The organism is Achromobacter sp. EB05 (assembly GCF_044232075.1).
Taxonomy (GTDB): domain Bacteria; phylum Pseudomonadota; class Gammaproteobacteria; order Burkholderiales; family Burkholderiaceae_B; genus Achromobacter; species Achromobacter dolens.
The window spans coordinates 3,403,068-3,422,345 of the sequence record NZ_CP155917.1 but is presented as its reverse complement, the minus strand read 5'-3'; the positions used below and the strand labels follow the sequence as shown (position 1 = coordinate 3,422,345).

Sequence of the window (19,278 nt, the reverse complement as noted above, 5' to 3'; positions counted from 1 at the left end):
TCCCGGTTAGCTGGCGCGAAGGGTGGCAAGCAGCCCTTCCACCGGTTGTAAACGAACATCCAATTCGGCCAGCAGCACGCTGCGCATATCCTTGCGGAACGTCTCCAGCCACGCGCCCGGCGTGGGCGCGGATAAAGCGGGTTGCGGCGCCGTGCAGGCCGCCGCCTGCGCGGGCGCGGCGGCGGGAGCGTCGTCCGTTGCGCTGCCCCCCGGCGCGGCCGGCGCCTGGGCATCGGCCGCCGGCTCGTCCGCGGTTCCGGCCGGCACCCCGGTCTCGGCTTGCGCTTGCGCCGCCGCTTCCAGCGCGGCCTGTTCGGCCAGCCGCAGCCGGTCGAAATGCCCCTGCAGCAACTTCGGAATCGCGCCCAGCAGCGTCCGCTCGCGCGGCAGCAGGGCGCGGTCCATGATGGCGTCCACCACCGCCAGACGCGTCATCTCCGGCGTTTTGGCCGCGAGCATGCCGCGCAGGCGGCTGCGCAGGTTGCCGATGCTGGTTTCCATCGTGTGCTGCAACGACAGATAACGCTGACGAAAATTCGAGTAATCGGCGTCGTCGGCCTGCAGCGCCGCCACCTTGGCGGACACCTGTCCCGGCATCTGCCGCTTGGCGGCCGTGGCCGCGGTGTCGCTGGCAATGGCATCGGCCAGCGTGGTGCGGACGCGCTCGCACTCGCGCTCCTCGGCGCTGCTGAACTGGCGCGCGCCCGGCGCGATCGCCGGCGGTCGGTTGTTCAGGGCGGCGGACAGGGCAATCGCGTCAGTCCAGCCGAGCCACTGGCTCAGATGATCCGACAACGGTTGCCGGGATTCCGGCACGTCGACATCCGTCAGGCGAGTCAGCAAGCGAATGAGCGTCGGGCCGCTTAAACCTGTGCGCTGTGGGGCTTGCAACATACCACCAGAGTCAAAAAGGGGGGAGTTTACACGCTGGCGGGGGCTCGCTGGGTCGGAAAAGGGCCGCCGCGCCAATGCCTGCAACAATTTGTCAGGACGGCGCGGCGGCGCGGGACACCGCGGATCAGCGGGATCAGGGCGGATCGGGGCGGATCAGGCGCTGGCGCGTGGCCGGCGCACCGCGCGCACCCGGCCGCTGCTGGCGCCGCCGCAATAGAGCACGTCGCCGCCGTCCGACTCCAGGCCGGAGACGTACACGCCGGGCGGCATCGCCAGTCGTTCCAACACCTCGCCACTGGCCGGGTCCACCCGCCGCAGCTCGCTGGCGTCGTCCTCCCAGGTGCCGTGCCACAGGTCGCCATCGACCCAGGTGACGCCGGTCACGTAGCGGTCGGACGCGATGGTGCGCAGGACGGCGCCGGTGGCGGGATCGACCTGGTGGATCCTGCGGTCCTTGTAGCGCGCGATCCAGAGCATGCCTTCGGCCCAGGTCATGCCCGAATTGCCGCCGCCTTCGGGCGCCGGCACGGTGGCCAGCACGCGGCCCGATGCCGGGTCGATTTTCTGGATGATGCTGTCGGCCAACTGGTAGAGATGCTTGCCGTCGAAGGCGGTGCCGGCGCGGGCGATGACGTCGATGGTACGAACCACATCGCCGCTGGCCGGATCCAGCGCGTGCAGCTTGTCGCCGACCGCGATCCAGATGCGGCCGCCGTCGTACGAGACGCCGTGCACGTCCGTGACGCCGGGGAAGGGGCCGTATTCACGGAGAATTTCTGCGGGCTTGGTTTTCATGACGCTTTCCTTGTTGGGAGGGGTGACGTCTCCATGCTAGGCATTCGGCAGCGGGACCGGGAGTAACAATGTCGTCGCGAAACCGGGCAGGGGCGGCGTGATCCAGCGCCGCGCCCGGCCCTGGCCGAACGGATGCGCCTGGCCGGAAGCCGCCAGCGCCTCCAGGGCGCGCTGCACCTGGCGCTGACTGGCGCCGGTGGCCAGCGCCAGCGCCGAACTGGACCAGGCTTGGCCGTCGGCCAGCAGCGCCAGCACGGCGGCGTGGCGGTCCCGCACCGGCGGCGTCAACACGGCAACGGTGTGCGCGGCCGGCATTAATGCAAAGCCTTGCCGCGTTGCCCGGATTTCTGCCCACGGCGCCAGGGCCGCCCGCAACCGGCCGATTTCCACCCGCAGCCGCGCGCGGTGCGAGTCATCGGGATGGCGGGTGCGGAACGTCTGTGCAATCAACGCGTCGCGCGGCGCGTCGTCCGGCCACGCCTGGCCCAGCGCCTGCGCCAGGGTGAAGAGCACGGGCCGGCTGGCCAGGGGCAGGGTGCGGCCCGCGCCATGCACGGCATAACGGCACGCGTCGATCACCAGCGTATCGGACTCGAGCAGCGCTTGCACCTGCTCCAGGCGCAGCACCTGCGTGTCGCCGGCGCGGTGCAGGTGCGCGGCCGGCGCTTCCAGTACGAGCGACGCCTGGCGCACCTCGGCCTGCAGCGCCGGGATGCCGGCCGCTTGCGCGGCGCGCGCGGCCAGGTCCAGCGCGGCGCGTGCCGCCGTGGCTTGGAGGCGCCGCAGCGCAATGCCGGCCAGGGCCAGCTCGTGCACCGCTCGCAAGGCCGGTGGAAAAGGGGCGGGATTCAGTTCCGACAGCACCTGCTCGGCCTGCTCCAGCCGTCCCATCAGGATCAGGCGGCGGCCGGCCAGATAGCCGGCGTAGGCCGCATTGCGCCGGTCGCCATGTTGCTCGAGCGTGGCGCGGGCGGCGTCGAGCGCCGTCTGTGGCCAGCCCAGGTCGCGCGCGGCCAGCGCGATCTCGGCCTCGGCCACCACGCAACGGGCGCGCGCCACCGGATCCTTGGCGCCGAACGCGCGGGCGGCGCGGCGCACCAGCGGCCGGGCGCGTTCGAAGTCGCCCAACTGCGCCAGCGCGATGCCGCGCAATGCCAGCGCCGGCGCATCGTCGCGCAGCGCCACCCGGCTCAACGCGCCCAGCGGATCGCCGCTGGCCAGCGCCCGCGCCGAGGCCATGATCAGCCCGTCCATGACGCTCCCGCCATCGTCCCCGCGCCCCGTTGCCACGTCCATTCGTGGATGCCGCCAATCTACCACCGCGCCGCGGGCGCGGGGAGTTCGTCGGCGATGCGGCAGGGCGCCTGCGTCTGCCGTGGCGTCGTCCCCATCCCCCACGGGTAGAATCCGAACCGGCATCTCCCAGGAAACCTGAACATGAGCGAGCATCATTTTTCCGCCGACGACATCCAGTCGCTGCGCCAACACGGCATTGCCCTGTTCGCCGATCGCGTCCTGATCGCGGTCCAGCCGCCCCTGGACGAGGCGCGCATCGACGAGATCGAAGCGGCCTGTGCCGGCCCCTTGCCCGATGCGCTGCGCGACTTGTGGCGCCTGACCGCCGGCGGCGAACTGGCCTACGACCTGCATGCGCGCATGGACGGCAACGAAGAGGCCCTCAGTTGGTCCGAGCTGTTCTATGACGGCAGTGACCAATACCGCGACCTGGCGGGCTGGATCGAGCACGAGCAGGAATGCGCCGAAGAGGCCGCCGCGGAACGCGGCGAGGCCTGGGACGGCAAGCTGCGCTATCTGCCGATCGGCGGCTTCGAATACTGCGACCGGATCTATGTGTGCGTGGAACGCGGCCCGCGGGCCGGCAGCATCGTGGCCTGGAAGCAGGGGCTGCCGGGCTGGACGCATGCGTTGCAGCAGGACGCCATCGCGACCGTCGCGGCGGACCTGCACGCGGCCTTTGCCGCGCTCTACCTGGAACAGGATATCGACGACCCCGACAGCACCGGCATACGGGTGCTGGAATACCTGGACGAGCGCGTGGCCGATCACGGCATGCCGCAGGCCCTGGCGGACAAGCTGGCGGCGTTCTATCGGCGCGCGCTGGTGGACTGGCGCGCGCCGTTGGCGGTCGGCACGCTGGGCCAGTCGCCCACGCTGGCCAGGCTGGCCTTGCGGCATGCGTTGGCGCATGACGACGGCGCGCTGGTGGCGCAATTGGCGGCACAGGGCGTGGGCTTTGACCAGCCGTTGCGCGGCAGCGCGCTGGCGCTGGACGTGGCGCTGACGCAGCATGCCTATGCGGCGGCTCGGGCGCTGTTGCGGGCCGGCACGCCGGTCAGCGCGGAGGCGATCCATCGATTCGATCGCAAGCCGCCCGCCGACCTGGTGGCGCAGTTGCTGGCGCGCGGGGCGCGGGCCGACGGCCTGGGCGTGGCGCGCTGCGTGGCTTGCGGGTCGCCCGAGGCCGCGCGCGTGATCGCCGCTGCCGCGGGCGAGGGGATCGCGGCGGCGTATGCCGAGGCGCGCGACGCGATGGCGGCCCGCTACGAGGAAGACCTGCGCCGCGTGCGGGCGGGCAAGCTGGGCCATTACCTGGGCGTGGACGGCCTGGCCGAACGGGTGGCCAACTTGCGCGCGTTTGTGCTTTGAGGCGGCCCCGGGCTAACGCGAGCCATCGCGCCAGGCCGCCTCGGAGGATCCCAAGGCGCCTGCCGGGTAATCCCAAGATTGCGGCGTGTCCGCGATCCGCAGCGGCGGCTTGACGCGCCGGACCGGGCCCCACGCGGTTGCCTCGATTTGTTCGGACCAGTCGGCTGCGCTTTCCGGCGCCAATGCCGGCCCGCCTTCCAGCAAGCCGCCATGCGCGACCAGTAGCTGCGCGCTGCGGGCCAGCGACGCGCGCGTGGTGCTGCCCGCGCCGGTGGCCAGCCGTTCGGTCAAGCCCCGGATCGCCGCTGCCGCCATCAGATAGCCGGTGCCATGGTCCAGCGCCTGGCACGGCAACGGCACCGGGCGGTCGCCACCCTTGGCGCGCATGCCGGACTCGGCGATGCCGGTGCTCATCTGCACCAGGCTGTCGAAGCCGCGGCGGCCCCGCCACGCACCGCTCCAGCCATAGGCGTCCAGCGATACGTCGACCAGCGTCGGGTTGAGCTGCCGGCGGCGCTCGGCGTCCAGGCCCAGGCGAGCGAGGGCGTCGGCGCGATAGCCGTGGATCAGCACGTCGGCCTGGGACAGCAGGCGTTGCAGCGTGGCCAACCCCTCGGCGGACTTGAGGTCCAGGCGCGCGCAACGCTTGCCCAGCACGACCTCGGGCACCGTGCCGGGCTCTTCCCAGCCGGGCGGGTCGATGCGCAATACGTCCGCGCCAAAGCCGGCAAGGAAGCGCGTGGCCACGGGGCCGGCCAGGATGCGAGTCAGATCCAGCACCCGCAGGCCCTGCAACGGGCGCTGGCGCGAAATGCGCCAGGCAGGGCGGGCGCCGCCGCCGCTGGCGGCGCGGTGCAGCAGGGGTTCGGCGGCAACGCTTTGGCCTTGCGGATGCTGGCGCCAGGCGTCCAGGCCGCGCATGGCGGCGGCGCAACCGTTGTGTTCGACCACCGCCGCTTCCAGTTCGTCGGCGCGCCAGCGCGCCACGGCGCGGGCGACGGCGTCGCGGTCGGCGGCCACGCCCAGGACCGCCAGGGCGGCGTCGCGATGATGGGGCGCGTTGGTGTGCAGCCGGATCCAGCCGTCCGCCGCGCGGTAGTCGCCGGCGACGGCGTCCCACAGCGGCGGCATGCTCCAGCCGATGGGGCGCAGGCTGGCGCCGAACCAGAAAGAGGCCAGGCGTTGGTCGACCTCGACCGCCGGCACGGCGGGCGCACCGGCCGCGCCTGCGCCGGCCGCAACGAATTCCGCCATGGCCAGGCCGGCGGCGCCGATCGCGGCGGTGGCGAATTCCGTGACGGCGAAGGCCGAGGGCAAGGCGCCCTGGCCGGTGATGGCGACCTGGCTCAGCAGGGCGGGATCGCCGCCCGCCGCGAGCCAGAACTGGCGCAGGTAGTCGGCGGTGGCGGGCGAGGGGGGGAGGGGGCGATGGATGGCGGACATGTTGCTTGCGGGTCGTTGAGGGATGACGCCAGGATTCATCTTGCCGCATTAATTGTCAATATTGATTAATATAATCAACCCATTGCCCTCGTTCCCCGTCTCGGAACCCATGCCCAATTACCTGACCTCCGCCGCCGCGGCCACCCGCCTGGGGGTGTCGCGCCAGACCCTGTACGCCTACGTCAGCCGGGGATTGCTGCACGCCGAGACCGGCGCCACGCCGCGCGAAAGCCGCTACCTGGCCGAGGAGGTCGAACGGCTGGCGGCGCAGCGCACCCGTGGCCGCAAGCCGAAAGAGGTGGCCAAGGCGACGCTGAACTGGGGTCTGCCGGTGCTGGAGTCGGCCATCACCCTGATCGAGGATGGCCAGTTGTTCTATCGCGGTGAAAACGCCGTGGCGCTGGCGCAATCGTCCTCGGTGGAAGCGGTGGCCGCGCATCTGTGGCAATGCGACCAGGCCATGGCGTTCGGCGCGGCCGCGCCGGGGTTGCCCGAGGATCTGGCGGCGCTGTTCGCGCGCCATCGCGGCCAGCGCGCCGAGGCCGCGCTGTTGCCGCTGTTCACGGCGGCCAGCGATGACGATGCGACCGCGTTGTGGCAGCGCTCGCCCGAGCGCCAGGCGCAGGGCTGCGGCGCGCTGGTGCGCATGCTGGCGGCCTGCCTGCTGCAGACCGCGCCGGACGACGCGCCGATCCACGCGCAGTGCGCCCGCGCCTGGGGCGTGGACGCGGCGGGCGCGGATCTTATCCGCATGGCGCTGGTGCTGTGCGCCGACCACGAACTGAACGCCTCCAGTTTTACCGCGCGCTGCATCGCGTCCACGGGCGCCAGCCTGCGCGCCGGTATTGTCGGCGGGCTGGCGGCGTTGACGGGCGGCCGCCACGGCGCCACCACGGCGCGCGTCGAGGCGATGTGGGAGGAACTGGAACGTGGCGGTGGCGGCGCGGACGCCGGCCAGCGGCTGGCGCGGGGCTTGCGCGAGCGGCTGGCGCGGGGCGAAGACATGCCGGGTTTTGGCCACCACCTTTACCCCGCGGGCGATCCGCGCGCCAGCGCCTTGCTGGCGCGGATACTGCCGCGGCGCCCCGAGTGGGAGACATTGATCGAGCAGGCGTTCGAGCTGTCGGGGCAGCGGCCCTCGGTGGACTTCTCGCTGGTGGCGGTGCGGCGCCATCTGGGCCTGCCGCCGGGCGCGGCCTTCGGCCTGTTCGCGCTGGGACGCTCGATCGGCTGGCTGGCGCATGGCCTGGAGCAGCGCGGCAGCCCCGATGTGATCCGGCCGCGCGCGGCTTATACCGGGATTCATCCGGACGCGGCCTGACGGCGGCGCGGTGGCGCACGCCGCCGGCGCGTCAGGCCTTGGACAAGGTCACCTGGCCGAACGTCATCCAGACGTGGGCGGTCTCCGAGGCCTGCGCGCGGTACGAGCCGCTGGCCTCGCCCAGCCGCATCGCCACGGCGGTGAATTCCCAGGCCAGGGCGTCATCGCATGGCACCTTGCGGTGGGTGTATGCCTCCAGGCCGTGGGCCTTGCCGAAGGCCAGCGCCAGTTGGGCGTGTTCGGCCAGTTCGGCGGGCACCGACGGGTGATCCCAGCCCCACAGGAAGCTGCCGTCCTCGCTGTTGGAGGTGCCGACGATCTGCACCGGCGCTTGGGCGGTGATGCCGCCGGGCAGTTGGAACACGATCAGGCCGCTGTCCATGTCCACGGACCATTGCTCGGCCTCGTCCAGGTGCCAGGTGGCGCAGTGCGCCGAGGTGGCGGCCCGCATGCCTTCCAGGCTCTGGGCGATGTAGTTGGAAACGTCGAAGGGCTGGGTGGTGTCGGACATGCGGGGCTTTGCGGGGGATGGAAAGGCCATAGGGTACCCGCAAAGCGCTGGCCGCCGCATCGCTCATGCGCGACCGGGCCGCCGCGATCGCGCGGCGCCATGCCAAAGCGGGTGAACGGCGGCGTTCAGGTCGGCGATCAGTGACCCGGACGCGCCAGCACGTAGACGCGAGTGTCGCGGCCATAATGCGTTTCAATGGCGCGGAAGGCGAAGCCCAGCTTGTCCAGCACGCGCTGTGAGCCCAGGTTGTCGGGCCAGGTGACGGCCACCAGTTCCGTGGCGTCCAGCGCGTGCCAGGCGTAATCGCACAGTTGGCGCGCGGCTTGCGTGGCATAGCCGCGACCCCACGCCGCCCGCTGCAGCCGGTAGGCCAACTGCAACGCGCCCGTGTCCTCCAGCCGCGTCAGGCTGATCCAGCCCACCGCGACATCGTGGGGATCGACCACCGCCCAATGGCCGATGTCATCCGGCGGCGTCCGCAACCATTCCAGCAGTTCCTGGCGGCGCGCCTGCGTGGCGGGTTTGACGCCGGTGCTGTGGCGCATGACCTCGGGGTCGGATTCCAGCGCCAGGATCATGGGTACGTCGTCCGTGCGCAGGCGGCGCAGGGTGATGGTCGGGGTGGGCGGCATTGCGGCGGCGCTCAATACGTCAGCGGCGCGCCGGTCACGACTTCGTACAGGAACCGGTCCAGCCGCTCGGTCTGGCCGTCCGGCCGGTCGAAGAAGGGCGCCTTTTCCAGGGTCGGCAACGTGGTTTCCAGATAGGCGTGGATCAGCGGGAAGCGCGGGCCGTGCTCGGCCTCGCCGGCCTGCATCTTGATGGCCAGCAGCGCGTTGATCTCGTCGCGCAGCGCGGGGTCGGTGACCATGGCGTCGGCCAGGTCCGCGAAACGCATCGGCGGGATGCCGCGGCCGCTGTCGATCCATTGCGCGGCCAGCACCGGACGCAGCACGTACAGGTATTTCTTGAGCCGCACCGTGTCGCCCTGCAGCGATTCGCGGAAGTTGCGGCCGGCCATGGCCACGTAATGCCAGCGGCCCTTGATGTGCGAGAAATACTCGCTGCGGAAGTGCCGCAGCCAGGCGCTGGTGGCGTCGTCCTGGCGATACAGCACGGGCGAATCCAGCCATTCGAACAAGGTCGGGTTGGAGCCGCGCAGCAGTTGCAGCGCCTTGCGCAATTCCCAGCCGGACACGTCCAGCTCGTCGTCGATGGGCAGCTCGATCACGTCGCGCTGGGGCACCACGCGCAGGTACCAGTCCAGCTTGTGCACGTACAGGAAGCGCACGTCGTAGTCGCTGTCTGGCGAGGCGAACCCCCAGCCCCGGCTGCCGGATTCGCAGGCGAGCAGGACGCGGACATCGTGGCGCTGTTCGATGTGTTCCAGGGTCGCCATGACGCGCTCGCGGATGGCCGGGTCGATGGGGTGGGCATGCAGGATCGAAGTCATGCTTCGGATGCTAGCACTTCGCCAGGCGGGCGCCGCGCGGGGCGATTGATCGGCGGAATGTCGCCATGGCCCGCCGGGTTGCCTCATATGGTTAGGCGCCTTATCATATGCTGCCGTATCAAATGCCGAAACCCCATGCCACCCGCCATTTCCCTTATTTCCGCCATGCTGGAACCCAAGCACCACGCGCTGCTGGACGAGGCTGCCCGCCGCGGGCTGCAATCCGCGGACGGCATGCGGTTGTGCCTGCAGGTGCTGGCCCTGGCCGGCGCCATCGACCGCGATTGCGCCGCGCGCCTGGCGCCGCGGCAGTTATCGGAAGGCAAGTTCGTGCTGCTGTTCCTGCTGCACGGGCAGGCGGGCGGCCTGTCGCCGCACGAACTCGCGGCGCGCGCGGGCGTGACGCGCGCCACCGTCACCGGCCTGCTCGATGGACTGGAGCGCGACGGCTTCGTTTCGCGCCAGCCGGGCCAGGACGATCGGCGCCGGATCGCGGTGGTCCTGACGCCCAAGGGCAGGACGGCGGCGGCCAGGTTGTTCAAGGAGCACACGCAGTGGATCGGCTCGTTGTTCGACCCGCTTTCGCCCACCGAGCGGCGCCAGCTCGGCGAACTGCTGGCGAAGGTATGGCGCGGCACCGACAGCGGGCGCGCGGCGTTGGCGAAGGACGCGCCATGAGCGCCGCCCGTCGAGGCGTCAAGGACATCGGTGCCGACCGCCTGGGGCGGCTGAACGCGGGCGCGCCGGCCACGCACCTGACCGAGTGCCTGGCGGTGGACTTTGCCGTGTTGATGCAGGCGCTGGCGCCCGAGGTGGGCGCCGATGGCATCGCCGCCATGCGGGCCGCGGCGGCGCTGGGCATCTCCAGGCGCATGGCGGTGGCGGCGCGCATCCTGCATGAACGCCTGGACCCGGCCGGCTGCGCGCGGATGGCGGCGCAGGCGTCCGACACCGCGCGCGGCTGGGCCTGCTTCATGATCGGGGCGGCGCCGGACGTGCCGCTGGCGCAGCGCCTGGCGCGCATCCGGCCGTTGGCCGACGACGCGCACTTCGGCGTGCGCGAATGGGCCTGGCTGGCGCTGCGGCCGGCGTTGACGGCCGAGCTGGACGCGGCCATCACGCAACTGCAACCCTGGACGGCGCTGCCGTCCGAGCGCCTGCGCCGCTTTGCCAGCGAAGCGCTGCGGCCGCGCGGCGTCTGGTGCGCGCACATCGCCGCGCTCAAGGCGGATCCGGGGAGGGCGCTGCCGCTGCTGGAGCCGCTGCGCGCCGATCCGGCGGTCTACGTGCAGGATTCGGTGGCGAACTGGTTGAACGACGCCAGCAAGGACCAGCCCGACTGGGCCCGGCGGGTGTGTGCGCGCTGGCTGACGCACAGCCCGGTCGCGGCGACGCAGCGCATCTGCCAGCGGGCGCTGCGCACCATCGGACCGTAGCGCCGATCGTTGCGCCGCAAGCGCGGCCATCGGTGTCGATAATGCGTTGGCCGCGTGCGGCTCAACCCTGCGCTTCGGCCGCCAACGCGGCCTGCACGGCGGGGCGGGATTCGATGCGGCGCTGGAATTGCACCAGGGCAGGCCAGCGTGTCAGGTCCACGCCGAGTTGCGGCGCCCAGCACAGCACCGCGTACAGGTAGATATCGGCCACGCCATAGCGGTCCTGCACCAGGGCGTGCCGCGCGTGCAGCGCGGAGGCCACGTAATCGAGGCGTTTTTCCAGCCGCGCCTGCCACCACGTGCGCGCAGCCTCGGGCAGGTCGCGATTGAACAGCGGGCCGAATCCGCCGTGGATCTCCGCGGAGATGAAATTCAGCCATTCATGCAGCCGGTTGCGGGCCCAACTGCCGGCGGGCGGGACCAGGCCGGAATTGGGACGCAGGTCGGCCAGGTACAGGCTGATGGCGGGGCCTTCAGTCAGCACCTCACCCCCCTCGACCTCCAGCGCGGCAACGTAGCCCTTGGGGTTGATGGCCAGGAAATCGCGGCCGTCCGCGGTGCGCTTGGCGCGGTTATCGACGCGGATCAAGTCGAATCGCAGGTCCAGTTCGCGCAGCAGGATGTGGGGCGACAGCGAGCAGGTGCCGGGGGCGTAGTAGAGCTTCATGGAATCGTTTCGGGGGTGGCCCGATCTGGGGGAAAGGACACCCAGGATCGCTCGGCCTGGAGTATTCGTAAAATTACTTCTTCAGAAACAAGGAATAAGTTGAGCTACTTCCATGATGAATCTGATCCATTGGCGGCTGCTGCTGGCGGTGGTGGACGCCGGCAATATCACCCATGCCGCGCGGCAGGTGGGCATGACGCAGTCGGGCGCGAGCCAGGCCATCGCCCAGCTTGAACATCATCTGGGCGCGCCCCTGTTCACGCGCGAGCGGCGCCAGAGCGTGCCGACCGCGCTGGGACTGCGGGTGGCGCATGAGGCCCGCGCCATGCTGGCCTCGCTGGGCCGCATCCAGGCGCTGGCGCGCGAAAGCGCCGGCGTAGCCGGCGGCGTCCTGCGGCTGGCCAGCTTTCCGATGGTGTTCTCGACCATCCTGCCGCCGGTGCTGCGACGCTTCCGGCAGTTGCATCCCGCCGTCGAGGTGGTGCCGTTGGAAGCCAGCGACAGCGAGATCGAGACCTTGCTGGCCGCCGGCACCGTGGACGTGGGCGTGGTGCTCAATCCGCCCGCGCGGCGCGGCGCCTGTCCGCTGGGCGAGGACGACTGGGTGGCGGTGCTGCCGGCCTCGCATCCGCTGGCGCGCGGCGCGTCGGTGACGCTGGCGCAACTGGCGGCGCAGCCGTTCGTGCTGGCCACGGGAGGTTGCAGCGTGCACGCGGCCAGCGTCGCGGCGGATGCCGGCCTGGCGCTGGCCGACGTGCGCGCCACGGTCATGGAATGGTCCAGTGCCTACGCGCTGGTGCGCGATAACGTCGGCGTGGCCCTGGTGCCCGAACTGACGCTGCCCGAGAACCGCCGGGGCCTGCGGGTGCTGCCCCTGGCCACGCCGGTGCGGCGGCGTTTCGCGCTGGCGGCGTCGCCGCAGGCCGCCAGCGCGCCGGCGGTGCTGGCCTTGTTTGAGATGTTGCGGCAGGATGACAGCAAGGCCTGAGGGCCGGGCGCGGGCCGTTGCGCGCCGTCATCGTGGCGACATCGGGGCGGCCTACGATCGCGGTTTTTGGCCGAGGCGACATGATCATCCGCAACGCAGAAGCCGGCGACAGCGCCGATATCGTCGAATTGCTGGCCCAACTGGGCTATCCGGGCACCGCGGCTTTCCTGCCCGGGAAGATCGAACGCCTGCTGGGGCACCGCGACGCCGAGCTGCTGGTGGCCGAGGACGGCGACCGGCTGCTGGGCTTCATCGGCCTGCACTTCATGGTGCAACTGGCGCTGCCGGGGGACTTCTGCCGCATCACCTATTTCTGTGTCAGCGACGCGGCGCGCGGCAGCGGGGTCGGCCGGGCGCTGGAAGAGGCGGCCGAGGCGCTGGCGCGGGCGCGCGGCTGTGACCGCATCGAGGTGCACTGCCACCAGCGGCGCACTGACGCGCACCGCTTCTATTACCGCCAGGGCTATGAGGAATCGCCGAAGTACCTGATGAAGTCCTGCCGCCCCTGAGCGCGGGCGGCGCGGTTGCGGCCACACAGGGTTGGCGCGCGCGCGCCGCGCTCGTGTAGTCTTGCCCGTTCCAACGACAAGTCCAAAGGACGGGCATGGAAGAGACAACCCAAGTGACCACGCAGGATGCGCCGCGCGACTGGGCGGCGCTGGTCGACGACCTGAACCGCCTGCTGCGGCTCAAGACCACGGTCATCGGCATGAAGCTGTACGAGGACGAGGCGGCGCTGGCGGGCGTGAAGGGGCTGCGCCGGCCCAGGGCCACCCATACCACCGACCAGATCGTCGGCATGGCGGCGCGGCTGGGCTGGACCGTTGGCATCACCGGCGACGACCTGGTCGGCGCGCAGTGCCGCGCGGTGATCGGCCTGGGGCCGCAGGACGAGGCCTGGCGCAGCGGCAAGGAGTACGTCGGCGTGTGGCACGCCACCGAGGCCGACGCCCGCGCGCGCCAGGAGGCCCTGTCCTGCGTGCCGGCGGGCAGGTACCGGGCGATGGTGGTGTCGCCGCTGGCCTCGGGCCGGCTCGATCCGCCCGACATCTGCCTGATCTATGCGACGCCCGGGCAGATGATCATCCTGATCAATGGCCTGCAATGGAAAAACTACCGGCGCTTCGACTGGAGCGTGGTGGGCGAGACCGCCTGTGCCGATTCGTGGGGGCGGGCGCTGGCCACCGGCGAGCCCAGCCTGTCCTTGCCCTGTTATGCCGAGCGCCGCTACGGCGGCGTGCCGGACGAGGAAATGCTGATGGCGCTGCCGCCGCGCTACCTGCCCCTGGCGATCGAAGGGATGAAGGCGCTGTCGGCCAATGGCCTGCGTTATCCCATCCCGCCATACGGCATCCAGAACGACGTGCGCGCCGGCATGGGCGTGAGCTACGCGCAGCCGCCGCGCGGCTGAGACGGGCGGGCCTGGGATGGGCCTGGGATGGGCGGGGCTGTTCAGTCCCCGGCCAGCGCCGCCGCCAGCGTGCGCGCCGCCGGGCCCAGCGGCTGGTCGATGCGGTGCGCCAGGTAGACCTCCGTGGCCACCTGGCTGCCGCGCCCGAGGCTGCCGGTGGGCAGGCGCAGCAGCCGGCCTTCGGCCAGGTCGCGCTCGACCAGCCACAGCGGCAGGCGGCCCCAGCCAAGGCCTGCCAGGATCAGCGCATGTTTGGTGTCCTGGCCGCTGACGCGGCAGGTCTGCGGCGACAGCACCGCGAAGTCGCGGCCGGCGCTGAGCGTGGACGGATCGATCTGCACCACCTGCAGGTGATCGGCCAGGTCGGGCGCGGTCAGCGCCGCGCCGTCGGCCACGCGCGCGGCCAGGGGATGGTTGGCGCCGACCACCGCCACCATCTGTACCGACGACAACGCCTGCATGGCGATGCGCGGATGGCGGAAATGTTCGCCGGCGATGATGCCCAACTGGTGGCTGCCATCGAGCAGCGCGGCGATCGGTCCGCCCAACGGCAGCACCGCGACGCGCGTGGCGACCGACGGATAGGCCGCCCGCAGGCGGTTCAGCGCGGCGCCGACCTGGGCGATCGGATACAGGGTGTCCACCACCAGCGACAGTTCCAGCTCGACTCCTTCGCCCAATCCCTGGGCGCGGGCCCGCATGGCGTCGACCCGCAGCAGGATGTCGCGCGCATTGGCCAGCAGCGCCTGGCCTTCCGGCGTCATGACAGGGCGGTGGCCGCCCCGGTCGAACAGCTTCACGCCCAACTGCGTTTCCATGTTGGCGATGGCGTGGCTGACCGCCGACTGCACCCGCGCGAGCTGCCTGGCGGCGGCGCGGAAACTGCCGGTGTCGGCCACGGCCGCGAACACGCGTAGCTGGTCCAGGGTGAGGGCGTCTATCATCGTGCGTCCTGATCTATTTTCAAGATCGGTTCCATCAAAAGATTATCACTTATCAGAATCGGTTCCGGCCGGCATGCTGGCGGCATTGCAAGCGAGGAGAGGCAGGGATGGACAAGGTGGAAGGCGCGGCGCGGGCCGGCCAGCCGGCGGCGACCCGTTGGGGGGCGGTGCTGGCGATCGTGGGCGCCGGCGTGGTGGCGTCGTTGCAGGTCGGCAAGGTGATCATCGCGGCGCCCTTGCTGCGGCGCGACCTGGGGCTGGACCTGGCGTCGATCGGCACGCTGACGGCGGTGTTCTCGATCCTGGGCGTGCTGGGCGGCATCGCGGCGGGCGGCGTGATCGCGCGTTTCGGCGCGCGCCGCATGCTGCTGTCGGGCCTGGCGACGGTCGCGGCGGGCACGGCGGTGGGCGCGCTGGCGCCAGGTTATGGCGCGCTGCTGGCCTCGCGCGTGGTCGAGGGCCTGGGTTTCCTCCTGATCACGGTGGCAGGGCCGGCGGCCTTGCAGCGCCTGGTGCTGCCCGCCAGCCGCGACCTGGCTTTCGCGCTGTGGAGCTGCTACATGCCGGCGGGCATGGCGATCGCGATGCTGGCCTCGCAGGCCTTCGGCGACTGGCATGCCTACTGGTGGTGCGCCGGCGCGGCCGCCGTGATCGCGCTGGCCTGCGTCGCCGCGCTGGCGCCGCCCACGCCCGCCGGCGCCGGCCTGTCCTGGCGCGGGCTGCGGCAGGACACAACCGATACGCTGGGCGCGGCCGGCCCGATGCTGCTGGCGGCTTCGTTCACGCTCTACAGCCTGATGTTCTTCGCGCTGTTCACCTTCCTGCCGGTGCTGCTGATGGACAAGCTCGGCCTGCCGCTGGCCACCGCCGGGCTGTACAGCGCGGCCGCCAGCGCCGCCAACATCATCGGCAACCTGGGCGCCGGCGTGCTGTTGTCGCGCGGCTGGCGGCGCTCGACCCTGATCGCCTGCGCCAGCGTGGCGATGGGCGGGGTGGCGCTGCTGATTTTCCGCTCGGTGTTCCCGGCGATGCCGACCTTCCTGCTGTGCGTGCTGTTCTCGGCCGTGGGCGGCCTGATCCCGGCGACGCTGCTGGGCACCGCGCCGCGGGTGGCGCCGCGGCCCGCGCTGACGGCGGCCACGGTGGGCCTGGTGATGATGGGCAGCAACCTGGGGCAGGTGATCGGGCCGGTGACGGTGGGCGGGGTGATCGACCGCTATGGCTGGGCGCAGGCCTCGCTGGTGGTGGCGGCGGCGGCGCTGGGCGGCGTGGCCATCGCCTGGCGCCTGCGGCGGCTGCACGGCGCCCGCTTGTAGGCACGGGATCCGGCCGCGGCGCGCCGATGCGGCGGCTGTCATGCGAACGGCCTATCATGGGGCATTGTTCCCGCTGGAGTCCCCATGCCTACGCCCGCCCCGCGCCTGGTCATCTTCGATTGCGATGGCGTCCTGATCGATAGCGAAATCATCGCGGCCCGCGCCCAGTCGCGCGCGCTGGCCGAACACGGCATCGCCATCACGCCGCAGGAAGCGGCGCGGCGATTCGCCGGCATTCCCGACGCCGATATGTGGCAGACTCTGCAGGACGAGAACGCGCGCGCCTTGCCGGCGGATTTTGCGCGCCAGTACGCAGATCGGCTGCAGGACACCTTCCGCCAGGAGCTGCGCGCGTTGCCCGGGGTGCGCGAGACCCTGGCCGCCCTGCGCCAGCGCGGCATGGCGTATTGCGTGGCCTCCAGCAGCACGCCGCCCAAGCTGGAGGCGGCGCTCAAGCTGGTCGGGCTGTGGGAGGAATTCGCGCCCAACGTATTCAGCACCGCGCAGGTGGCGCATGGCAAGCCGGCGCCGGACGTGTTCCTGTTCGCCGCGCGGCAGATGCGCACCGCGATCCTGGAGTGCGTGGTGGTCGAGGACAGCGTGCCCGGCGTGCGCGCCGCCCGCGCCGCGCGCATGCGCGCGGTGGGCTACATCGGCGCCTCGCACAACGGGCCGGACCAGCGCAAGCGCCTGCTGGACGAAGGCGCGTTCGAGGTGATCGACGACCTGCGGCGGCTGTCGGAGATCATCTAGCCGCGGTCGTGCGCGCGCCGCCATGGCATTGCCACCGGCGCGCGTCGGCGAGGGCGGCGGGCCATGCGTCAGCGGCTCTTGGCTATCACGCCGGTCATGTATTCGTTCAGGTCGCGGAAATCCTTGACCGTCCAGGCGTGCGGCGGCACCTTCACGCCGTTTTCGCGCAAGGTCCTGGGAATCAGGTCGTCGTTGGGACGCAGGATCACCGAGGACACGATGACGCCCGGATAGTCGATCAGCCGCTTCCTGAAGGCGGCGGTGGTCAGATCCGGGGTGGGCGGGTTGCTTTTCCTGGCCAGCGGCCCGGTTCCCTTGATGTCCGCGCCATGGCACATGGCGCAGCGCTGCTGGAACAGATTCCTGCCGTTGATGTTCTCGGCATGGGAAGGCGAAGTTTGAACCAGCGCGGAAAATCCCAGCGCGGCCAGGGCAATCGTTGTTGTTTTCATGAAGGCGTGTGGTATCGATCGGCGTCCCGCTCGGCCGACCTGGCGGCGCCAGGCCATGGTCCCGAGCCGGGTGATGGCATCCAGGTCCTGGATCGCGCGAAAAAAGCGCCTCGCATTCCAGGGCCTGGCGGCCTTGTCCGCTTGCCGTCGCGCGCTTGAGCGCCGACGCCGTCTAAGCGGGCAGCGGCTCGGGCTTGACCCGCACCGCGCTGAGCACGCCGATCATCAGCAGGGCGATGCCGGCCAGCGTCAACGGCTGCGGCATGCTGCCGCGCAGGATGAAGGCGTAGGCCAGCGCCGCCAGCGTCTCGAACACGATCAACTGCCCGGCCAGCGCGGTCGGCAGGCGCTGGCTGGCTTCGTTCCAGCACAGCGTGCCCAGCCACGAGGCGAACAGGCCGATGATGATCATCAGACCCAGGAACACCTGCGGGCGCGGCCCCAGCGGCATGTCGAAACCGCTGCCGGTGGCGGCCATGCCGCCCCACAGCAGGCCGTAGCCGGCCAGCGCCAGCGGCAGGGTGGCCACGCCCTGGGCGGTGGCCCAGGTGCGCGGACTGCGGCCCGGATGGTCGCGCAGCCAATCGGCGTTGCGCAGCGGATACCAGGTCCAGCACGCCACCGCGCACAGCGCCAGCACGGCGCCGATGGCGTAGCGCGACAGGTCGGCGTCGGCCTCCTGGCGCAGCGCCTGCAATTCGACCTGGTTGACGCAGGCGATGCCCAGCGCGATCAGCGCCAGCGGGGGCGCCAGCCGCTTCCAGGGCAGGCGGCCGTCGCGGCGCGCGTTGCGCAGGTTGGCGCAGATGGCGATCACCACTGGCAGCGTGCCGATGATCATGGTGGGCACCGGGCCGCCGGCGCGCTGGATGGCGCTGGCCAGGCACAGGTAGTACAGCAGGTTGCCGATGGCGGCCAGCTTCAGGGCCTCGATCCAGTCGGCGCGGCTGAGCTGGCGCAGCGCCTTGCGGTCGAGCCAGGCCAGCGGGATGGCGATCAGGCCGAAAGCCAGATAGCGCGCCACCGATTGCAGGGCGGCGGGGTATTCCGGCAGCAGCAACGGGCCGACGAACACCAGCCCCCACATCAATCCGGCCGCCAGCGCGTACAAGGTTCCTGCCCACATGAAGATTCCCAACGGGTATTTGATAGACGGGGCAGTCTAGCGGCGGCTGGCGCGGCCGGTCTTGTACCAGATTGCTGCGGGCCGCCAGCCCGGCGCGGCAGCCGATTCGCGGCCCGGCGCCGGGCGGCTCAGGCGCGCACCTGCCTCTGGTAGCGGGCGGGCGTGACGCCGTAGCGGCGGGTGAAGGCGCGGGTCAGGTGGGCCTGGTCGGTCAGGCCGGCGGCCAGCGCGGCCTGGGCGGGAGGCTCGCCGGCGGCCAGCAGGCGCTTGGCCTCGAACAGGCGCAGCGCCATCAGCGTCTGCTGCGGCGTGGCGTGGTACTGGGCCTGGAAGCTGCGCAGGAAATGGAATGGACTGAGGCCGGCCACGGCGGCCAGCTCCTCCAGCGTCAGGCGGCGCGCCAGATTGGCGCGCAGATAGTCGATGACCGGCGCGAAGCGCGGCGCGCCTTCGGGCCGCGGCGGCGCCGGCACGCGCGCATGGCGCCGGAACTTGGCCAGCAACGCGTGCAGCGCGCTATCGAACGCCAGGGGTTCGCGCGCCCCCCACAGGGCGTCGAGCAGGGCGGTGACGCGCTGCGCGCTGGCGGCGTCATGGCCCACCGCGCAATCGAACCACCAGCCGGCCTCGCCGGCCACTTCGGCGACCACGTCCGGGTCGATATAGGCCATGCGATAGCGCCAGCCGCCCGCGGTCTCGGCGCGGCCGGTGTGCAGTTCGTCCGGGTTCATCAGCACCACCGAGCCGGGCGGCGCCAGATGTTCGGCGCCGCGGTAGCGGAAGCGTTCCACGCCGGTTTCGATGGCGCCCAGGCCATAGGCCTCGTGGGTGTGCGGCTCGAAGGCGTGGCGAATGATGTGGGCGCGGTACAGCTCGATGCCGGGGCGGTGCGCCGGGCGGCGGAATTCGGCGCGGTCGTAGGGATGGTCGAAGGCCTGCGGCACCCCCGCGAGCGGCGGCTCGGGGCGCGCGTCGGAGGCGGCGGGCAGGCCGCCGGCGGAGGGCAGGAGGGAAGCCATGGCGGGATTTAAGCACGTCCGGCGCCGGCGTGTCCGGTGGCGTGGGAAGCCTGCCGGGCGGGCGCGGCGCGCGGCCGTCGGG

Annotated in this window: 21 protein-coding genes; 9 read left to right on the top strand and 12 right to left on the bottom strand. The window is 71.4% G+C overall.

Features of this window, described 5'->3' with window-relative positions; genetic code table 11:
* Positions 1-6: 6 nt before the first annotated feature.
* The 3 genes from AAID08_RS15675 to AAID08_RS15665 form a co-directional block, all read right to left on the bottom strand.
* Positions 7-894 carry a DUF3348 domain-containing protein gene (locus AAID08_RS15675; protein ID WP_395756579.1) on the bottom strand — a complete coding sequence of 296 codons (888 nt, stop codon included), beginning with the start codon at positions 892-894 and terminating at the stop codon, positions 7-9.
* Positions 895-1,047: 153 nt separating this feature from the next.
* Positions 1,048-1,689, bottom strand: a complete 642-nt coding sequence (locus tag AAID08_RS15670) for a PQQ-binding-like beta-propeller repeat protein (RefSeq protein ID WP_100505590.1) — start codon at positions 1,687-1,689, stop codon at positions 1,048-1,050.
* A gap of 36 nt (positions 1,690-1,725) precedes the next feature.
* A complete protein-coding gene (locus AAID08_RS15665) occupies positions 1,726-2,943 on the bottom strand; it encodes a helix-turn-helix domain-containing protein (protein WP_395756578.1) in 1,218 nt (405 codons plus the stop codon).
* Positions 2,944-3,126: 183 nt separating this feature from the next.
* Between AAID08_RS15665 and AAID08_RS15660 the strand changes: the two genes are divergently transcribed.
* Entirely contained in the window at positions 3,127-4,356 is a 1,230-nt protein-coding gene (locus AAID08_RS15660; protein WP_100505588.1) for an SMI1/KNR4 family protein, read from the top strand.
* Positions 4,357-4,368: 12 nt separating this feature from the next.
* Here the strand turns inward: AAID08_RS15660 and AAID08_RS15655 are convergent, their stop codons facing one another.
* Entirely contained in the window at positions 4,369-5,799 is a 1,431-nt protein-coding gene (locus tag AAID08_RS15655) for a CoA transferase (RefSeq protein ID WP_395756577.1), read from the bottom strand.
* Positions 5,800-5,908: 109 nt separating this feature from the next.
* Between AAID08_RS15655 and AAID08_RS15650 the strand changes: the two genes are divergently transcribed.
* Entirely contained in the window at positions 5,909-7,120 is a 1,212-nt protein-coding gene (locus AAID08_RS15650; protein ID WP_175166925.1) for a citrate synthase family protein, read from the top strand.
* A 31-nt stretch (positions 7,121-7,151) separates the two neighbouring features.
* Here AAID08_RS15650 and AAID08_RS15645 read toward each other — a convergent pair whose 3' ends face one another.
* The 3 genes from AAID08_RS15645 to AAID08_RS15635 form a co-directional block, all read right to left on the bottom strand.
* On the bottom strand, positions 7,152-7,631 hold the full coding sequence (locus AAID08_RS15645; protein ID WP_054504422.1) for a DUF6882 domain-containing protein: 480 nt from the start codon (positions 7,629-7,631) through the stop codon (positions 7,152-7,154).
* Between the two features lie 137 nt (positions 7,632-7,768).
* A complete protein-coding gene (locus AAID08_RS15640) occupies positions 7,769-8,263 on the bottom strand; it encodes a GNAT family N-acetyltransferase (protein ID WP_175166926.1) in 495 nt (164 codons plus the stop codon).
* 11 nt (positions 8,264-8,274) lie between these two features.
* A complete protein-coding gene (locus tag AAID08_RS15635) occupies positions 8,275-9,084 on the bottom strand; it encodes a nucleotidyltransferase domain-containing protein (RefSeq protein ID WP_064522758.1) in 810 nt (269 codons plus the stop codon).
* Between the two features lie 135 nt (positions 9,085-9,219).
* On the opposite strand from AAID08_RS15635, the gene AAID08_RS15630 reads away from it, so the two are divergent.
* Positions 9,220-9,762 (top strand): MarR family winged helix-turn-helix transcriptional regulator, encoded by a 543-nt coding sequence (locus tag AAID08_RS15630; RefSeq protein WP_082889686.1) that lies wholly within the window; start codon positions 9,220-9,222, stop codon positions 9,760-9,762.
* Positions 9,759-10,520: a DNA alkylation repair protein gene (locus AAID08_RS15625; protein WP_175166927.1), complete on the top strand. Its 762-nt coding sequence runs from the start codon at positions 9,759-9,761 to the stop codon at positions 10,518-10,520. Before AAID08_RS15630 ends, AAID08_RS15625 begins: the two co-directional genes overlap by 4 nt.
* A gap of 61 nt (positions 10,521-10,581) precedes the next feature.
* On the opposite strand, the gene gstA is transcribed toward AAID08_RS15625, so the two are convergent.
* A complete protein-coding gene (gstA, locus tag AAID08_RS15620; RefSeq protein ID WP_175166928.1) occupies positions 10,582-11,187 on the bottom strand; it encodes a glutathione transferase GstA in 606 nt (201 codons plus the stop codon).
* A gap of 112 nt (positions 11,188-11,299) precedes the next feature.
* Between gstA and AAID08_RS15615 the strand changes: the two genes are divergently transcribed.
* The 3 genes from AAID08_RS15615 to AAID08_RS15605 all read left to right on the top strand — a co-directional run bounded on the left by AAID08_RS15615 (position 11,300) and on the right by AAID08_RS15605 (position 13,586).
* Complete coding sequence (locus AAID08_RS15615) at positions 11,300-12,175, top strand: LysR family transcriptional regulator (RefSeq protein WP_175166929.1); 876 nt, start codon at positions 11,300-11,302, stop codon at positions 12,173-12,175.
* A gap of 80 nt (positions 12,176-12,255) precedes the next feature.
* The gene (locus AAID08_RS15610; protein WP_054504427.1) at positions 12,256-12,684 is read left to right on the top strand and encodes a GNAT family N-acetyltransferase; all 429 of its coding nucleotides are present in this window, start codon (positions 12,256-12,258) and stop codon (positions 12,682-12,684) included.
* 95 nt (positions 12,685-12,779) lie between these two features.
* Positions 12,780-13,586, top strand: coding sequence for a DUF169 domain-containing protein (locus tag AAID08_RS15605; protein WP_064522749.1), 807 nt, complete (start codon positions 12,780-12,782; stop codon positions 13,584-13,586).
* 41 nt (positions 13,587-13,627) lie between these two features.
* Here AAID08_RS15605 and AAID08_RS15600 read toward each other — a convergent pair whose 3' ends face one another.
* On the bottom strand, positions 13,628-14,530 hold the full coding sequence (locus AAID08_RS15600) for a LysR family transcriptional regulator (RefSeq protein WP_175143772.1): 903 nt from the start codon (positions 14,528-14,530) through the stop codon (positions 13,628-13,630).
* A gap of 107 nt (positions 14,531-14,637) precedes the next feature.
* Here AAID08_RS15600 and AAID08_RS15595 point away from each other — a divergent pair, with 107 nt between their 5' ends.
* Both AAID08_RS15595 and AAID08_RS15590 read left to right on the top strand, forming a co-directional pair.
* Positions 14,638-15,846 (top strand): CynX/NimT family MFS transporter, encoded by a 1,209-nt coding sequence (locus tag AAID08_RS15595; RefSeq protein WP_395756576.1) that lies wholly within the window; start codon positions 14,638-14,640, stop codon positions 15,844-15,846.
* 84 nt (positions 15,847-15,930) lie between these two features.
* A complete protein-coding gene (locus AAID08_RS15590; protein ID WP_175143774.1) occupies positions 15,931-16,599 on the top strand; it encodes an HAD family phosphatase in 669 nt (222 codons plus the stop codon).
* 68 nt (positions 16,600-16,667) lie between these two features.
* Here the strand turns inward: AAID08_RS15590 and AAID08_RS15585 are convergent, their stop codons facing one another.
* The 3 genes from AAID08_RS15585 to AAID08_RS15575 form a co-directional block, all read right to left on the bottom strand.
* On the bottom strand, positions 16,668-17,051 hold the full coding sequence (locus AAID08_RS15585; RefSeq protein WP_395756575.1) for a c-type cytochrome: 384 nt from the start codon (positions 17,049-17,051) through the stop codon (positions 16,668-16,670).
* A 172-nt stretch (positions 17,052-17,223) separates the two neighbouring features.
* The gene (locus AAID08_RS15580; RefSeq protein ID WP_064522740.1) at positions 17,224-18,177 is read right to left on the bottom strand and encodes a DMT family transporter; all 954 of its coding nucleotides are present in this window, start codon (positions 18,175-18,177) and stop codon (positions 17,224-17,226) included.
* A 128-nt stretch (positions 18,178-18,305) separates the two neighbouring features.
* The gene (locus AAID08_RS15575; protein WP_395756574.1) at positions 18,306-19,196 is read right to left on the bottom strand and encodes an AraC family ligand binding domain-containing protein; all 891 of its coding nucleotides are present in this window, start codon (positions 19,194-19,196) and stop codon (positions 18,306-18,308) included.
* Between the last annotated feature and the right edge of the window lie 82 nt (positions 19,197-19,278).

What these genes read in the sequence shown, in the direction of transcription:
- AAID08_RS15675 (WP_395756579.1), bottom strand. Translation starts at nt 894, where the DNA reads ATGTTGCAAGCCCCACAGCGCACAGGTTTAAGCGGCCCGACGCTCATT.
- AAID08_RS15670 (WP_100505590.1), bottom strand. Translation starts at nt 1,689, where the DNA reads ATGAAAACCAAGCCCGCAGAAATTCTCCGTGAATACGGCCCCTTCCCC.
- AAID08_RS15665 (WP_395756578.1), bottom strand. Translation starts at nt 2,943, where the DNA reads ATGGACGGGCTGATCATGGCCTCGGCGCGGGCGCTGGCCAGCGGCGAT.
- AAID08_RS15660 (WP_100505588.1), top strand. Translation starts at nt 3,127, where the DNA reads ATGAGCGAGCATCATTTTTCCGCCGACGACATCCAGTCGCTGCGCCAA.
- AAID08_RS15655 (WP_395756577.1), bottom strand. Translation starts at nt 5,799, where the DNA reads ATGTCCGCCATCCATCGCCCCCTCCCCCCCTCGCCCGCCACCGCCGAC.
- AAID08_RS15650 (WP_175166925.1), top strand. Translation starts at nt 5,909, where the DNA reads ATGCCCAATTACCTGACCTCCGCCGCCGCGGCCACCCGCCTGGGGGTG.
- AAID08_RS15645 (WP_054504422.1), bottom strand. Translation starts at nt 7,631, where the DNA reads ATGTCCGACACCACCCAGCCCTTCGACGTTTCCAACTACATCGCCCAG.
- AAID08_RS15640 (WP_175166926.1), bottom strand. Translation starts at nt 8,263, where the DNA reads ATGCCGCCCACCCCGACCATCACCCTGCGCCGCCTGCGCACGGACGAC.
- AAID08_RS15635 (WP_064522758.1), bottom strand. Translation starts at nt 9,084, where the DNA reads ATGACTTCGATCCTGCATGCCCACCCCATCGACCCGGCCATCCGCGAG.
- AAID08_RS15630 (WP_082889686.1), top strand. Translation starts at nt 9,220, where the DNA reads ATGCCACCCGCCATTTCCCTTATTTCCGCCATGCTGGAACCCAAGCAC.
- AAID08_RS15625 (WP_175166927.1), top strand. Translation starts at nt 9,759, where the DNA reads ATGAGCGCCGCCCGTCGAGGCGTCAAGGACATCGGTGCCGACCGCCTG.
- gstA (WP_175166928.1), bottom strand. Translation starts at nt 11,187, where the DNA reads ATGAAGCTCTACTACGCCCCCGGCACCTGCTCGCTGTCGCCCCACATC.
- AAID08_RS15615 (WP_175166929.1), top strand. Translation starts at nt 11,300, where the DNA reads ATGATGAATCTGATCCATTGGCGGCTGCTGCTGGCGGTGGTGGACGCC.
- AAID08_RS15610 (WP_054504427.1), top strand. Translation starts at nt 12,256, where the DNA reads ATGATCATCCGCAACGCAGAAGCCGGCGACAGCGCCGATATCGTCGAA.
- AAID08_RS15605 (WP_064522749.1), top strand. Translation starts at nt 12,780, where the DNA reads ATGGAAGAGACAACCCAAGTGACCACGCAGGATGCGCCGCGCGACTGG.
- AAID08_RS15600 (WP_175143772.1), bottom strand. Translation starts at nt 14,530, where the DNA reads ATGATAGACGCCCTCACCCTGGACCAGCTACGCGTGTTCGCGGCCGTG.
- AAID08_RS15595 (WP_395756576.1), top strand. Translation starts at nt 14,638, where the DNA reads ATGGACAAGGTGGAAGGCGCGGCGCGGGCCGGCCAGCCGGCGGCGACC.
- AAID08_RS15590 (WP_175143774.1), top strand. Translation starts at nt 15,931, where the DNA reads ATGCCTACGCCCGCCCCGCGCCTGGTCATCTTCGATTGCGATGGCGTC.
- AAID08_RS15585 (WP_395756575.1), bottom strand. Translation starts at nt 17,051, where the DNA reads ATGAAAACAACAACGATTGCCCTGGCCGCGCTGGGATTTTCCGCGCTG.
- AAID08_RS15580 (WP_064522740.1), bottom strand. Translation starts at nt 18,177, where the DNA reads ATGTGGGCAGGAACCTTGTACGCGCTGGCGGCCGGATTGATGTGGGGG.
- AAID08_RS15575 (WP_395756574.1), bottom strand. Translation starts at nt 19,196, where the DNA reads ATGGCTTCCCTCCTGCCCTCCGCCGGCGGCCTGCCCGCCGCCTCCGAC.